Origin of the sequence: Corynebacterium sp. HMSC064E07 (genome assembly GCF_001815745.1) — a bacterium.
Classification (GTDB): Bacteria; Actinomycetota; Actinomycetes; order Mycobacteriales; family Mycobacteriaceae; genus Corynebacterium; species Corynebacterium jeikeium_D.
The window spans coordinates 13772-28563 of sequence record NZ_KV821813.1 but is presented as its reverse complement, the minus strand read 5'-3'; the positions used below and the strand labels follow the sequence as shown (position 1 = coordinate 28563).

At 58.1% G+C, this 14792-nt stretch carries 10 protein-coding genes; 6 read left to right on the top strand and 4 right to left on the bottom strand.

Annotated features, from left to right (window positions below; genetic code table 11):
- Positions 1-115 precede the first annotated feature (115 nt).
- Both HMPREF3053_RS04620 and HMPREF3053_RS04615 read right to left on the bottom strand, forming a co-directional pair.
- On the bottom strand, positions 116-664 hold the full coding sequence (locus HMPREF3053_RS04620) for a PH domain-containing protein (protein ID WP_070437865.1): 549 nt from the start codon (positions 662-664) through the stop codon (positions 116-118).
- A gap of 57 nt (positions 665-721) precedes the next feature.
- Positions 722-2377, bottom strand: coding sequence for a mechanosensitive ion channel family protein (locus tag HMPREF3053_RS04615; RefSeq protein ID WP_070546847.1), 1656 nt, complete (start codon positions 2375-2377; stop codon positions 722-724).
- Between the two features lie 374 nt (positions 2378-2751).
- On the opposite strand from HMPREF3053_RS04615, the gene HMPREF3053_RS04610 reads away from it, so the two are divergent.
- The 5 genes from HMPREF3053_RS04610 to serA all read left to right on the top strand — a co-directional run bounded on the left by HMPREF3053_RS04610 (position 2752) and on the right by serA (position 10110).
- Entirely contained in the window at positions 2752-4662 is a 1911-nt protein-coding gene (locus HMPREF3053_RS04610) for an acetolactate synthase large subunit (protein ID WP_049172103.1), read from the top strand.
- 34 nt (positions 4663-4696) lie between these two features.
- A complete protein-coding gene (ilvN, locus tag HMPREF3053_RS04605) occupies positions 4697-5200 on the top strand; it encodes an acetolactate synthase small subunit (RefSeq protein WP_048735338.1) in 504 nt (167 codons plus the stop codon).
- Positions 5201-5253: 53 nt separating this feature from the next.
- Positions 5254-6270 carry a ketol-acid reductoisomerase gene (gene ilvC, locus HMPREF3053_RS04600; RefSeq protein ID WP_038628558.1) on the top strand — a complete coding sequence of 339 codons (1017 nt, stop codon included), beginning with the start codon at positions 5254-5256 and terminating at the stop codon, positions 6268-6270.
- Between the two features lie 281 nt (positions 6271-6551).
- A complete protein-coding gene (locus HMPREF3053_RS04595; RefSeq protein ID WP_049172104.1) occupies positions 6552-8276 on the top strand; it encodes a hypothetical protein in 1725 nt (574 codons plus the stop codon).
- A 238-nt stretch (positions 8277-8514) separates the two neighbouring features.
- A complete protein-coding gene (gene serA / locus HMPREF3053_RS04590; protein WP_049190146.1) occupies positions 8515-10110 on the top strand; it encodes a phosphoglycerate dehydrogenase in 1596 nt (531 codons plus the stop codon).
- 122 nt (positions 10111-10232) lie between these two features.
- Here the strand turns inward: serA and HMPREF3053_RS04585 are convergent, their stop codons facing one another.
- Together HMPREF3053_RS04585 and HMPREF3053_RS04580 are read right to left on the bottom strand one after the other, a co-directional pair.
- Positions 10233-11735, bottom strand: coding sequence for an acetyl-CoA hydrolase/transferase family protein (locus tag HMPREF3053_RS04585; protein WP_048735346.1), 1503 nt, complete (start codon positions 11733-11735; stop codon positions 10233-10235).
- Between the two features lie 151 nt (positions 11736-11886).
- A complete protein-coding gene (locus tag HMPREF3053_RS04580) occupies positions 11887-12963 on the bottom strand; it encodes a GTP-binding protein (RefSeq protein WP_049190124.1) in 1077 nt (358 codons plus the stop codon).
- Positions 12964-13252: 289 nt separating this feature from the next.
- Between HMPREF3053_RS04580 and HMPREF3053_RS04575 the strand changes: the two genes are divergently transcribed.
- On the top strand, positions 13253-14767 hold the full coding sequence (locus tag HMPREF3053_RS04575; protein WP_070429316.1) for an acetyl-CoA hydrolase/transferase family protein: 1515 nt from the start codon (positions 13253-13255) through the stop codon (positions 14765-14767).
- Positions 14768-14792 lie beyond the last annotated feature (25 nt).

The following is a 14792-nucleotide window of genomic DNA, read 5'->3' as shown; positions in this document are numbered from 1 at the left end:
TAGGGTGCAAGGTAATTAATTATCCATATTAATCACAAAAAGCCCCTAATGTCTCATTTCGTGGTCACTAGTGTCCGCATAATGAGATTTAGGGGCTTTGTGGACTGCTTATATGTTACTCGGCAGTGGTGTCACTTTTAGGCTTGGCACCTTTGGCTTTAGCGCTTTTAGCCTTGGCATCGGCCTCAACCTCACTGACCTTCTTCATTACCGAGTAGCCATCGCGGTCGAAAACCTCGACCTTGTCATTTTCCGCCATGCGAGCCGAAGCAATCGGATCTGGAATCAGACCGCCGGTGGCTTCCTTCAACTCCGGTAGCGAATTAAAAGAGATGGCCGGCAGGGCGATGCGCTCATCGGACTTGGTCACTGCAAAGGCGCGACCGCCCTTGTTGAAGAAGATGCCCGCAAATTCGCTCCAGGGCACCGAGCGGCGCTTGGCCAATAGGTACACCGCGGTGATACCGCGTGGTCCCACAGTGGTGCGTACTCGGAAAATCCAAAGCGTATAAATCAACGGTGCCAGGAAGGTAACGGCCAGCCACGGGGCAAAACCGGTGGCAATTACACACAGCACGAGCATGAACGCAACGATGAACAGATGCGTCTTCTGTGGGCGAAATCGCTGCGTCGCAATTTTTGGCTGTGGAGTCGAGTCAGTCATGGCCTTTGATTGTAGCGGGTAGTTCGGATTCGCCAATGCACGGTGGGCGGTTGCGCGTTATTGCGTATCAGCGGAGTTCGGTTCCGCGTTGTTAGTGGAGTCTGTCGACTGTGATCCGCCAGAGCTCTCGTTGTCGGTGTTGCTCTGGTCAGAGTCCGGCTCGGTGGAGGTGGCGGTCGAAGGTGCGCGGTTCTGCGTGCTCTGAGGCTGCTGTGAAGTCTCGGACGGCTGATTCTGTGGCGTCTGAGTCTGCTGCGAAGTCTCGGTGGGCTGCACACTCTGTGTAGTGCTAGTCGGCTGGTTCGATGACTGCGGAGCTGACGACTCTTCCGGGTCCTCTTCCTGTGTCGTTACCCGATCGCTCCACCTGCTCGGTGCCAACCATCCAGATGGGCCGTCCTCAGTTTCGACTGTCATCAGGTTCAAAATGAAGAGGATCAGTAAGGCTACCAAGAGCACAATCGTCGAAACGCGAGCGCGTCCACCTGCGGAGAGGATTCGACGAACCTTCTGGCGCGTCGTGAGTGTCTTCCAGTCAGGGTGGCTAGCCAGTTTGCGGATGACATTGTTGCTTCCGCTGTCTTCCTGCTCGCGTCGGGCATCATCGAGGTTGGCACCTGCATGTGGCAGGTCGGATCGCTCGTTCCCGACTTGCTTGTCGACGGTCTGAGTTTCCATCAGCTTGGTTTCTGCGGTATCCGGCTGGACAGTAGTGTTCGCTACCGCTTCGACAATTTCGGTTGGAGCACTGTCGCCGTCGTCAAGCTGTTGTTTTTTCTCTTGCTTAGCATCGGCCTGTCTAAGCTGTTCGATCATCGTGTCATCACGGACGTGGCCGGTGATTTCTTCGGCGGGGGCAAACGGAGTCTGTTGGGCGCGCTCGCCGTAGTCATCCCACCAAGTGTCGATGACTGCGGCGCGGATGGCGCGCTCGATGAGCCATTGGTCGCCCGGTTTGCAGTCGACAATCAAGCGCATAGTGACGGTCCACGGCAGGCCCATAACCGTTGGCGGGTTGAGTTCCGTGGAGGACTGCAGCTTGATCTCGGAGAGAACTGCGTCCTTGACGGAGTCCAGTGTGATTGCACGCTTGGCGGCGGCGACAGTGCGCTCTTCCAAATCCTTAATGGAGCCACCGGCGGTCATCGGTACGGGAACTTCAACGACAGCACGGGACCACTGTGAGGAGTAGTTGATACACATACGTGCCTCGGAGTTCGGAACGATGATTTCCTCGCCGTTAAGGGTTCGGATGGTGGTGGCGCGCAATGTCATATTGACCACGTCACCCTGCACGGTCCCCGAAGGGGCGTGGAACTCAACCCAGTCGCCAATGCCGTACTGCTTCTCGGCAATGATGAACAGTCCGCCAAGGAAGTCGGCGATGACTCCCTGTGCGCCAAAACCAACAGCGGCGGAAACGACCGTCGCGGGGATAGCGGCGGCGGTCAGTGAGATTCCGAATTTCGACAGAATCGCGATGATTAAGACGAAGTATGCAATGACTTCGACGATGTAAACCACAGCGCCAATCAGTGCGCGCCGTCCCTTGGACTGCTCCTCTGAAGAGGAGATGTTTCCGTCCGCAATTGCCAGAACGAAACGTCGGATACGGGGAACAAGAATTAGCAGAATGGCCAGACATGCGATGGCAAGGCCGTTATTGGCCACCCATTGCCATGTCCGTAACAACATGTATTGCAAGAATTCCATGCCATCCACCGTAGGTCGTTCGCCTTAATATGCGCTGAGTTTAAAGGTAAAGAATTATGCATAAAGACGAGCTTTGGACTTGGGGCTTGCGGGGCTCGGGCGTGTAGGGCTCGGGTGTGCAGGCTTGGGTGTGCAGGCTTGGGTGTCCCCGGGGTCGTGGTCGGGGAGTTTCTGGGTAGAGTGATTCCCAAAGTTGGGGCGGGGTTCTCGTTGGAATCGGGTGGGTGCTCGGGGTGTGATACGGATGGCGTGTCCAATTGATGGGATTGACTTCTCACTATGTGGACGTTAGGGTTGTAGCCAACGCCACATTCGTAGCTTCTTTGCGTGAATGTGTGTTGAGTAGTTGCCCACCATGATCCAGGAGCGAAATCGTGAACGCGCACGAGCAGCACACCCCATCGCCCGCCCAATTCGCGGCTAAGGCGCGCACCAGCGCCCCCGAGCGAATTTCTGGTGCACAAGCCATTGTCCGATCCCTTGAAGAGCTTGGTGTCGAGGTAGCCTTCGGTATTCCCGGTGGTGCAGTGCTTCCGCTCTACGATCCGATTTATGACTCGGAGAAGCTTCGTCACGTCCTGGTGCGCCACGAGCAGGGAGCTGGCCACGCTGCCACTGGTTACGCGCAGGTTTCCGGCAAGGTTGGTGTCTGTATCGCGACTTCCGGCCCGGGTGCTACTAACCTGGTGACCCCGCTCGCGGATGCTCAGATGGACTCCGTTCCGGTTGTCGCTATCACTGGTCAGGTCGGTCGCCCGCTGCTGGGTACTGACGCTTTCCAGGAGGCTGACATCCGCGGTGTGACCATGCCGATTACGAAGCACAACTTCATGGTCACCGAAGCTGAGGACATCCCGCGCGCGCTCGCTGAGGCATTCCACCTGGCTTCTTCTGGTCGTCCAGGTCCGGTTCTGGTCGATGTCCCGAAGGACCTCCAGAACACGATGATCGACTTCACCTGGCCACCGGAGATCAACCTGCCGGGTTACCGTCCGGTGACAACCCCGCACCAGCGACAGATCGACGAAGCCGCTGAGATGATTGCTGCGGCAAAGCGTCCGGTGCTCTACATCGGTGGTGGCGTCATTAAGGCCGATGCTTCCAAGGAGCTGGTCGAGTTCGCCGAGCAGACTGGGGTTCCGGTCGTGACCACGCTGATGGCTCGCGGCGCATTCCCGGACTCGCACCCGCTGCACATGGGTATGCCGGGCATGCACGGCAAGGTGTCAGCCGTCGCTGCTCTGCAGAAGTCCGACCTGCTCATCACTATTGGCGCGCGTTTCGACGACCGTGTTACCGGTGATCTGAATTCCTTCGCGCCGAACGCGAAGGTAATCCACGCCGACATTGACCCGGCAGAGATTGGCAAGCTCCGCGAAGTTGATGTTCCCATCGTCGGCGATGCCCGCGAGGTCCTTGCCGCACTTAGCGAGTCCTACACCAAGCTCGGTCTTAGTCGCCCGCAGATTGCCGACTGGCTGAAGCTTCTCGACGGTCTCCGCGACGAGTTCCCCCTCGGGTGGGAAGAGCCCGCTGATGGTGCAATCGCTCCGCAGTTTGTAATTCAGACTCTGTCCGACATCGTTGGTCCAGAGGCCATCTATGCCGCTGGCGTCGGCCAGCACCAGATGTGGGCAGCGCAGTTCGTCCAGTACGAGAACCCGCGCACCTGGCTTAACTCCGGTGGTGCCGGCACGATGGGCTACTCAATCCCGGCTGCGATGGGTGCCAAGGCGGCTGCTCCAGAAAAGGAAGTCTGGGCCATCGACGGTGATGGTTGCTTCCAGATGACCAATCAAGAGCTGACCACCTGTGCAATGGAAGGTTTTCCCATCAAGGTTGCCTTGATTAACAACGGTAATCTGGGCATGGTTCGTCAGTGGCAGACGCTGTTCTACGATCAGCGCTACTCCAACACCAAGCTGCGCCCGGAGGACAACTCCTACCTGCCGGACTTCGTCCAGCTCTCCGAGGGGCTTGGCTGCGTGGCGATCCGCGTGACCAAGAAGGAAGATGTCGCGGCGGCGATTAAGAAGGCACGCGAGATTAATGACCGACCGGTGGTTATTGACTTCATTGTCGGTGAGGATGCTCAGGTGTGGCCGATGGTGGCAGCTGGCAAGTCCAATGATGAGGTCGAATACGCCCGCGGTCTGCGCCCGCTGTTCAACGATGAGAATTCAGCAGCTGAGGCCCCGGCTGACATCCACGGCACTGTTGTGGACAACTCCGAGGACGCCGCGAAGCAGCCCGACGCTAACCACCCGTCCATGAAGACCCGCTAATCGGGATCCGAAGCAACAGGAAGTGAGTCCCAAAATGGCTGAACTGCACACTCTATCCGTGTTGACCCTCGATGAGCCGGGTATTCTGGTCCGCATTGCGGGCATGTTCACCCGCCGAGGTTTCAGCATCCAGTCGATTACCTCGGGTGAAACTGAGACCGAGGGAGTCAACCGCATCACCGTCGTGGTTGAGACGGAGACGCTGCCGATCGAACAGATTACTAAGCAGCTGAACAAGCTGGTGCCCGTGCTGAAAGTGGTCCGCCAGCCCCCAGAGACCATGGTGTCGCGCGGACTGCTGATGGTGAAGGTTTCCTGCGACAACACCAATCGTCCGCAGGTAGTCGATGCCGCCAATCTCTTCCGTGCCCGTGTGGTGGACGTTTCTCAAGAGTCTGTCATCATTGAGGCGACGGGTGAGCGCTCGAAGCTTGTAGCCCTGCTGGAGGTCCTCGAGCCGTTTGGTATCCGTGAGCTCATTCAGTCCGGTACCGTCGCAATGGCACGTGGGCCGAAGCCGATGCTCCAGGCCCGCTAACAACTAAACGCTAAGATTTTTAACGAATCCGATTCGAAAAGAGGCTAACTTTAATGGCTATTGAACTGCTGTACGACGACGATGCTGATCTGTCCATCATCCAGGGACGTAAGGTTGCCATCCTGGGCTACGGTTCCCAGGGCCACGCTCACGCTCAGAACCTGCGCGAGTCCGGTGTCGAGGTTGTTATCGGTCTGCGTGAAGGCTCCAAGTCCGCTGTGAAGGCTCAGGAAGCTGGCTTCGAGGTTAAGTCCAACGCAGATGCCGCTGCATGGGCAGACGTCATTATGGTGCTGGTTCCGGACACCACCCAGGCAAAGGTTTACAGCGAGGACATCGAGCCGAACCTGAAGGACGGCGACGCGCTGTTCTTCGGCCACGGTCTGAACATCCACTTCGACCTCATCAAGCCGGCTGACAACATCACCGTCGGTATGGTTGCTCCGAAGGGCCCGGGTCACCTGGTTCGTCGTCAGTTCGTCGATGGCAAGGGCGTTCCGTGCCTGATTGCCGTTGACCAGGACCCGAAGGGCGAGGGCCGCGACCTGGCTCTGTCCTACGCTGCAGCTATCGGTGGCGCCCGCGCTGGCGTTATCCCGACCACCTTCGAGGCAGAGACTGTGACCGACCTCTTCGGTGAGCAGGCTGTTCTCTGTGGTGGCACCGAGGAACTGGTCAAGGTCGGTTTCGAGGTTCTGGTTGAAGCTGGCTACGAGCCGGAGATGGCATACTTCGAGTGCCTGCACGAGCTGAAGCTGATTGTTGACCTGATGTTCGAGGGCGGTATTGCCAACATGAACTACTCGGTCTCCGACACCGCTGAGTTCGGTGGCTACCTGTCTGGCCCGCGCGTTATTACCGCTGATACCAAGCAGCACATGCGCGAGATTTTGTCTGACATTCAGGACGGCACCTTCACCAAGCGCCTGATTGCCAACGTCGAGGGCGGCAACAAGGAGCTCGAGGACCTGCGCGCTTCCTACAACAACCACCAGATTGAAGAGGTCGGCTCCAAGCTGCGCGACCTGATGAGCTGGGTTAAGGTCGACGCTCGCGCTGAGACTGCCTAAGTTTGTTGCTTAAGCGAATCCCTCGCTTGTTCGCGAAGTAGGGCTTCATCACTGAGCTTCACCGCCGTGATGAGGCCCTTTTCGTATCTCTCTTACTAGTTTTCTTTCACTGAACCGTGTGGGGTAGACGTGTGGAATAAACGTCTGAGCTAAAAGCAACTACTGCCAAACGGGTGTAGCCCCAGTCCTATCCGGGGTTCTAATCTGGGGTGAAAGGTCTCCCTCAACAAAGACGTTCGATAGTCTAATCGTTGAAATCAAATCATTTCACGGAGGTAAATGTGCGAGTATCCGCAATGACGCGGCGCGTGACGGCAACCGTTGCCCTGACGGTCAGCCTGGCGTTGGGGTCAAGCGCCTTGGTCGCGTGTGGAAATTCCGACAGCGCTGTTTCCACGAAGAAGGTGGACGCTGAATCGACGGTGCTTAGCGACGACATCGCAGCGTCGGAAAGTCTGATCGACAGTTCGGAAGCGGTTGTCGTTTCCTCGGCTGGCTCTGCTGAGCAGCGTAGGGCGGCAGGCATCGCGGTTGCTGCTGGTCTGCCGATGCTAGTGGCTGGTTCTGCCGAAGATGCGGAAGATGACACTACTGCCAAGAGCCCGAAGAAGGATGCTCGTGGCCGTGATACTGGCGCCGATATCGCCGATGTGGAAAAAGAGATTGACCGCCTGGGCGCAAAGACAGTCCTTACTGTGGGGGCAGTTGACCTGACTGGCGAAGAGGGCCGTCAGATCATTGCGGATCCGGGTACGACCGATGGCCTTAAGGAGCTCGTCGGTACCGAGTTTAAGGTTCTCAAGGAGACGGAGTCGAAGCCGACTCGCGCTGTCGTTGAGATGGATCCGGAGAAGCCAACTGTCGTCGAGGGCGATGCAACGAAGGATGGGGCAGCCAACCAAGAGGCTCAGGATCGCGCCAGCGATGGGCAGGACGACAAGGGACAGGAGAGCGTCACCCTGCCGAAGGGATCTCCGAAGGAGGTCAAGGACACATTGGCACTGGCCGCACCGGGTACCGGTTTGGCCTCCATTGCTACGGCCCGCGCCGCTGGCCTGAAGGTCAGTTGGTTGCCGGTGGGCGACGCGCGTGCTACCTCTGAGTCGATTTCCGCTGCTCGCGACGGCGAGTCCCTGATTGCTCTGGGTAAGGTTTTTGGCGATAAGGACAAGTTTGATCAGTCCATCGAGCTTGCCAAAGATGACAAGGTTAAGGAGCTGCCAGGTGGAGGCACACTGCTGTTCCCCGGTCGTCATCTGATTGCAACGTATGGTCACCCAGGTGTCGCTCCATTGGGCGTGATGGGCGAGGATGATCCGGAGGATGCCGTCGCACGTGCGAAGGACTACGTCAAGCAGTACGAGAAGTTCGCTGATGACCCGGTACTGCCGGCCTTCGAGATTATCGCTTCGGTCGCGCAGGCTGACCCGGGGCCACGCGGTGACTACTCCGAGCCGGCTCCGGTTGAGACTCTGAAGCCGTACGTCGAGGCCATGACCAAGGCCGGCGGCTACGTCATCATCGACCTGCAGCCGGGTAGTGCAGACTTCCTGGACCAGGCCAAGTTCTACGAAGAACTGCTGAAGATGCCAAACGTCGGTCTGGCGCTGGACCCGGAGTGGAAGATGGAACCGGGGCAGGTTCCGGCGACCCAGGTTGGTCACGTTAAGGCTGAAGAAGTCAACCGCGTTGCTGATTGGCTGGCTGAGCTGACTCGTAAGAACAACCTTCCGCAGAAGATGCTGATGCTGCACCAGTTCCAGCTACAGATGATTCGCGACCGTGAGACGCTGGATCTGTCGCACCCGGAGCTCGCATTCGTTCTGCATGCCGACGGCCATGGCACCGCGCAGGAGAAGTTTGAGACCTGGAACGTCATGCTGCAGGATTTGCAGCCGGAGATTTTCGAGGCGTGGAAGAACTTCATCGACGAGGATCAGCCGATGTTTACTCCTGAGGAGACCATGAACATCGAGCCGCGTCCGTGGTTGGTTACGTACCAGTAGGTTATAGACCAGCAGAAATAAAAATATAACGCGAAATATTTGCCGACTTGAATGTCGGGGGCAACGGCGCTTACTCCCTAAACAAAGGGTAGTAAGCGCCGTTTTGCTTAGGTAAGTCCCCCCGTGTCTCACCCCCAGAGTTTATGATGAGACGTAATGCGCGTGCACGCTTTAGTAGTTTTCTTAAGTGACACCGCACATACTGCATAAACTTTTCGAGACAAACCAGGAGATGCTTGTGAGCCAGAACGCTCGCCCCGTTGTCCTCATCGCCGACAAGCTGGCACAGTCCACTGTGGACGCATTGGGGGATTCCGTTGAGGTCCGTTGGGTAGATGGCCCGAACCGCGCTGAGCTCCTGGCTGCGGTTGGTGATGCTGACGCACTTCTCGTCCGCTCCGCTACCACCGTGGATCAGGAAGTCCTCGAGGCTGCTCCGAATCTGAAGATTGTCGGTCGCGCCGGCGTTGGCCTGGATAACGTCGACATCGATACCGCTACCAAGCGCGGCGTCATGGTTGTCAACGCTCCGACCTCCAATATTCACTCTGCATGTGAGCACGCAATCGCACTGCTGCTGGCCACCGCTCGCCAGCTGCCGGCTGCGGACGCGTCCCTGCGTGAAGGGGAGTGGAAGCGCTCTTCCTTCAAGGGTGTCGAAATCTTCGGCAAGACCGTCGGTATCGTCGGTTTCGGTCACATCGGTCAGCTGTTTGCGCAGCGTCTCGCTGCTTTCGAGACCAACATCATTGCGTACGATCCGTACGCGAACCCGGCCCGTGCTGCTCAGCTCGGTGTTGAGCTGGTTGAGCTGGAAGACCTGATGGCTCGCGCTGATTTCGTGACCATCCACCTGCCGAAGACCAAGGAAACCGCCGGCATGTTCGATGCTGAGCTCCTGGGCAAGGCCAAGAAGGGCCAGATCATCATCAACGCTGCCCGCGGCGGTCTCGTCGACGAGCAGGCGCTTGCCGACGCAATCAAGGCTGGCAACATCCGCGGTGCTGGCTTCGACGTGTACGCGACCGAGCCGTGCACGGATTCCCCGCTGTTTGGCCTGCCGGAAACTGTTTGTGCTCCGCACCTGGGTGCCTCCACCGTCGAGGCGCAGGACCGTGCAGGTACCGATGTCGCTAAGTCCGTACTGCTGGCCCTGGCTGGCGAGTTCGTCCCGGATGCAGTCAACGTTTCCGGTGGCGCTGTCGGCGAAGAGGTGGCCCTGTGGCTCGAGCTGGCTCGTGAGCTGGGTCTGGTTGCTGGCGGTCTGCTCGAGGGCGCTCCGGCTGCTGTTGAGGTCACCGCTCGCGGTGAGCTGCACACTGAGGACGTTAACGTTCTGGGTATGGCAGCAATCCGTGGACTGTTCTCTCTCATGGTGGAAGAACCGGTCACTTTCGTCAACGCTCCGCGTATCGCAGAAGAGCGTGGTGTGACCTTCACTGTCGAGACCGAGCCGGAGTCCGTCTCCCACCGCTCCGTACTCGAGGTCAAGGTCATCGGTGCTGATGGCTCCACCGCTACCGTCGTTGGTGCTCTCACTGGCCTGAACCGCGTCGAGAAGATTGTCCGTATCAATGGCCGCGGCATCGACATGCGCGCTCAGGGCCGTAACCTCTTCCTGCTGTACAACGACGTTCCGGGCGCTCTGGGTCGCGTTGCTACCACCCTGGGTGAGTCCGGCATCAACATCGAGGCTGCTGCTCTGTCTCCGCAGGAAGCAGATCAGACTGCCATCCTGGTGCTGCGCGTTTCCAAGGAGGTTCCGGAGGAGCTCGTCGGAAAGATTACCGAGGAGATCTCCGCTACCCACGCTCTGCAGCTCGAGCTGGACTAGTTCTGAGCGCCTAGGCGTTTTAGAGCTAGTCTCTAGCGCAGCTTCTACTGCATGAAAAAATCCCCTCCGCATGGAGGGGATTTTTGTTTCCCAGCTGATCTATGCAGCCGTAGCCCTACTGCCTAGCCCTTCATCGAGCCCTTCTCAATCATGTTGACGTGGAAGTCGAAGGCAGTACGCAGGTCGTGCGGGGTAGACATGCCCGGAGCGGTCTTCAGCGCGCGCTCGTAGTACTCCTCCAACAGTGGCTGGTACTCCGGGTGTGCAACGGAAATCATCTTCGCCACGCGGTCACGCGGTGCCAGGCCACGCAGGTCAGCGAATCCACGCTCGGTGATGATGACCATGGCGTCGTGCTCGGTGTGGTCAATGTGCGAAGCGAACGGAACGATAGTCGAAATCGCACCGTCCTTCGCCAGCGACGGCGAGATGAACGAGGAAACGAAGGCGTTACGGGTGAAGTCACCGGAACCACCGATGCCGTTCATCATGCGGCTGCCGTTGATGTGGGTGGAGTTGACGTTGCCGTAGATGTCGGCCTCAATCATGCCGTTGGTGGCGATTAGGCCGACGCGACGGACAACCTCCGGGTGGTTAGAAATCTGCTGCGGGCGCAGAATGATGTTCTCGCGGTAGCGAGCAGCCTCGTTGTTCATACGCTCGGCCGCTTCCGGAGACAGGGAGAAGGAGGTAGCCGAAGCGACGGTCATCTTACCTGCGTCAATCAGGTCGATCATGCCGTCCTGAATAACCTCGGTGTAGGCCTTGATGTTCTCAAACTTGGAGTCCAACAGACCCGCCATCACGGCGTTCGGAACGTTACCGACGCCCGACTGCATGATGTACTGGTCGTAAGCCAGGCGACCCGCGCGAACTTCGCCCTCGAGGAAGTCGAGGAAATGGCCGGCAATAGCCTTCGAGGTCTCATCCAACGGCTTGAACGGGGAGTTGCGGTCCGGCGCGTTGGTCTCGACAACTGCGACAACCTTGTCCAGGTTGATGTCGATGTAAGGGGTACCAATGCGGTCACCCGGGGCGTTGATCGGCACCGGCGTGCGGTTAGGCAGGTGCTGAATGCGGTAGATGTCGTGCATGCCCTCGAGTTCCTCGGACTGCCACGAGTTGACCTCGATGATGATCTTGTCAGCGTTGTCCATCCACTCGACGTTGTTGCCAACGCTTGACGACGGAACGAGGTGTCCATCTTCCGTAATACGAGTGACCTCAACAATTGCGGCGTCAATCGGCAGGAAGCCCTGCTCGATGTACAGCGCGGAGTGGGAGAGGTGGATGTCCTGGTACTTCGCCTTGCCGGAGTTGATGGACTTACGCAGTGCCGGATCGCCCTGGTACGGCATGCGGTAGCGAATGATGTCAGCTTCTGCCATCACGCCGTCACAGTCTGGGGCAGTGGAAGCGCCTGTGTAGATGTCGACAGCGAACTCTTCACCCTTGGCGTGAAGTTCCTTGCCACGGTTTGCCAGCGCAGTCGGCAGGGCCTTCGGGTAGCCAGCACCGGTGAAGCCAGAGATGCCGAGGGCATCACCATGATTGATAAACTGTGCAGCCTCGTCGGCGGTCATTACCTTGCCGCGCAAACCGGCATGTGCGATGCGATCAGACATGTCATCTCCTAGATAGACTGTTCGACTTTAGTTTTGTCGCCTAACCTAGCATGCGCTAACAGTGTGTTGCCACACCCGCAGGTTGAGAAGTGATTTATGACACTCTGATCGCTTCAGCGGGTCGTTTATCGGCGCTCTTCCAGGGGCTTTGTTACAGCAATTCCCGCACTTCTTCGTCAGTCAGCATGGCATCCTCGAATGCCTGCAGTGTGGCCTCTGGGTTAAATTTCACACCGATGAGTACGACCTCATTGGATGGTGGGACATCGGTCTGCGCCCACATGACGGCAGGGGTGATTTTCAGGTTCGGCCCCGCCTGACTCCACACGTGGGCGACTTCGAGGCGGTCGGAAATCCAGCAGTGCCCCTTGGATCGTACGAGCCCCTTTGTGCCGCGGAGAGCCTTAATCAGTCGTTCGCGGTCGAAGGGGCGGTTGCCTCGGAAAACAACCGAAGAAATGCCGTATTCTTCAGTCTCCGGCGTGTGGGGATTCGCAAGTTCTTCTGCATATCCGTGGAAAGTGGCCGCGGTACCTTCGTCGTAAAGCGATGCGTCGAGAATGGCAGAGGTGGCGATTTCGCCGTTAGTCACGCGGACGATGCGTGCGCGGGGGTTCATGGCGCGGATTGTTTCCTCGGTGCCGCCGGTGAGCTTTTCGCCGGCGAGGTCGGATTTGGTGATGAGGATGAGATCGGCGAATTCCACCTGGTCGACAAGGAGGTCAGCGACCGTGCGTTCGTCGTCAGGCAGTGCGCGTCCCTGGCGGAGACTGTCGAGGAATGTAGAGGCGTCGACGAGCGTGACCATCGTGTCGATGGGGGCGATGTCGGCGAGGCGACGGCCATCGTCGAATTCCCACTCGAAGGTAGCGGCGACTGGCATGGGCTCGGAGATGCCGGTGGATTCGATGACGATGTGTTCGAATTTGCCGCTGCGCGCGAGCTTGCCGACGTTTTCCACGAGGTCATCTCGCAGCGTGCAGCAGATGCAGCCGTTAGACATTTCGATGAAACGGTCCTCGCCGCGCTCGAGATATGTGCCCTGCTCGATGAGGGCGGCATCGACGTTGACTTCCGAGAAGTCGTTGACGATGACCGCGATTTTGCGCCCCTGTGAGTTTGCCAGGAGGTTGTTGAGGAGGGTGGTCTTGCCGGCGCCCAGGAATCCGGACAGGACGGTGACGGGAGTGGTCTGGGTGGTGCTATCAGAAAATTCGGTAGAAGTCACCCGACAAGATTAGCGTACTGAAAATGATTATCAATAACTAGTGCATGAATTGGGCTATGTGAGGGGTTGTAAATGTGTCGCATGGCTGATTGTCGACTGGTTGTGACGTAGGGCATAAAACGGTGTTGTAGTCGGCTTTAGTGGCGTATGGAATGTGCCTAAAATGGGGGCGCTTTCGGGCATCTGAATGAAAGGCGCTAACCGCTTCGTTGATAGGGTTGGGGGTGTGCTTTGGTGTTCGAAGTGCTACCCCCGATAGTCGCGTTGGGGGATATAGAAAGGTGAATTCATGTCAGATCGTATTGCCCATGCTGGTCTCAAATCCAAGGTGATGACCGCGCAGGAGGCGGCGCAGTTCATCAACCACGGAGACATGGTGGGCTTTGCCGGATTTACCGGTGCTGGCTACCCGAAGGTTGTCCCGCCGGCTCTCGCTGAGCGCATGGAGGCCGCTCACGAGCGTGGCGACGAGTTCAAGATTAAGGTCTTGACCGGCGCGTCTACCGCTCCGGAACTTGATGGTGCGCTGGCGAAGGCCAATGGTGTTGAGTGGCGTATGCCGTACCAGTCCGACCCGGGAATGCGTAACCGTATCAATGCAGGCGATGCCTTCTATAGTGATATTCACCTGTCGCACTCTGGCCCGATGACTGAGCAGGGCTTCTTTGGTCCGGTCAATGTTGCCGTGGTCGAAGCTGTTCGCATTAAGGCCGATGGCTCCCTGATTCTTTCCTCTTCGGTTGGTAACAGCATTTCTTACCTCAATGCTGCAGAGAAGATCATTATTGAGGTCAACTCCTGGCAGTCCGAGGACCTCGAGGGTATGCACGACATCTACAGTGTCGGCCTGCCTCCGAACCGTAAGGAGATTCCGATTGTGAACCCGGGGGACCGCATCGGCACTCCGGATGTTCAGATCGATGTCGATAAGGTTGTCGCTGTCGTCGAGACGAACGCCGAGGACCGTAACTCGCCGTTCAAGCCGCTGGACGATGACTCCAAGGCTATTGCTGGCTACCTGCTCGACTTCCTCGATGGCGAGGTCAAGGCCGGTCGTCTGCCGGAGAACCTGCTGCCGATGCAGTCGGGTGTCGGTAACATTCCGAACGCCGTTCTCGCAGGTCTGCTCGACTCCAAGTATGAGAACCTGACCTCCTTCACTGAGGTTATCCAGGACGGCATGGTCGACCTGATGGATGCTGGCAAGCTGACCGTGGCTTCCGGTACTGCATTCTCGCTGTCTCCTGAATATGCAGCTCGTATGAACGAGAATGCTGCTGACTACCGCGAGAAGATCGTTCTGCGGCCGCAGGACATCTCCAATAACCCGGGTCTGGTCCGCCGCATGGGGCTGATTACCACCAACGGCATGATTGAGGCTGACATCTACGGCAACGTCAACTCCACTCACGTGGCTGGCTCCCGCATGATGAACGGCATTGGCGGTTCCGGTGACTTCACCCGAAACGCCTACATCTCTACGTTCGTGTCCCCGTCGCTGGCTAAGAATGGCGACATTTCCGCAATCGTGCCGATGGTCTCTCACGTTGACCACACTGAGCATGACGTGATGGTCATCATCACTGAGCAGGGTCTGGCTGACCTCCGTGGGCTGGCGCCGCGTCAGCGTTCCCGTGTTGTCATTGAGAAGTGTGCGCACCCGATGTACAAGGAGGCGCTGCTCGAATACGTTGAGCGTGCTGAGAGGGCCACCCCGTACCTGCATACTCCGCATGACCTGGGTACTTCTTATGACTTCCACCGTCGTTTCCTCGAAAACGGTTCCATGAAGCCGGTCGACTAGGTTTCTAGTGCGGTTCCCGCTTTAC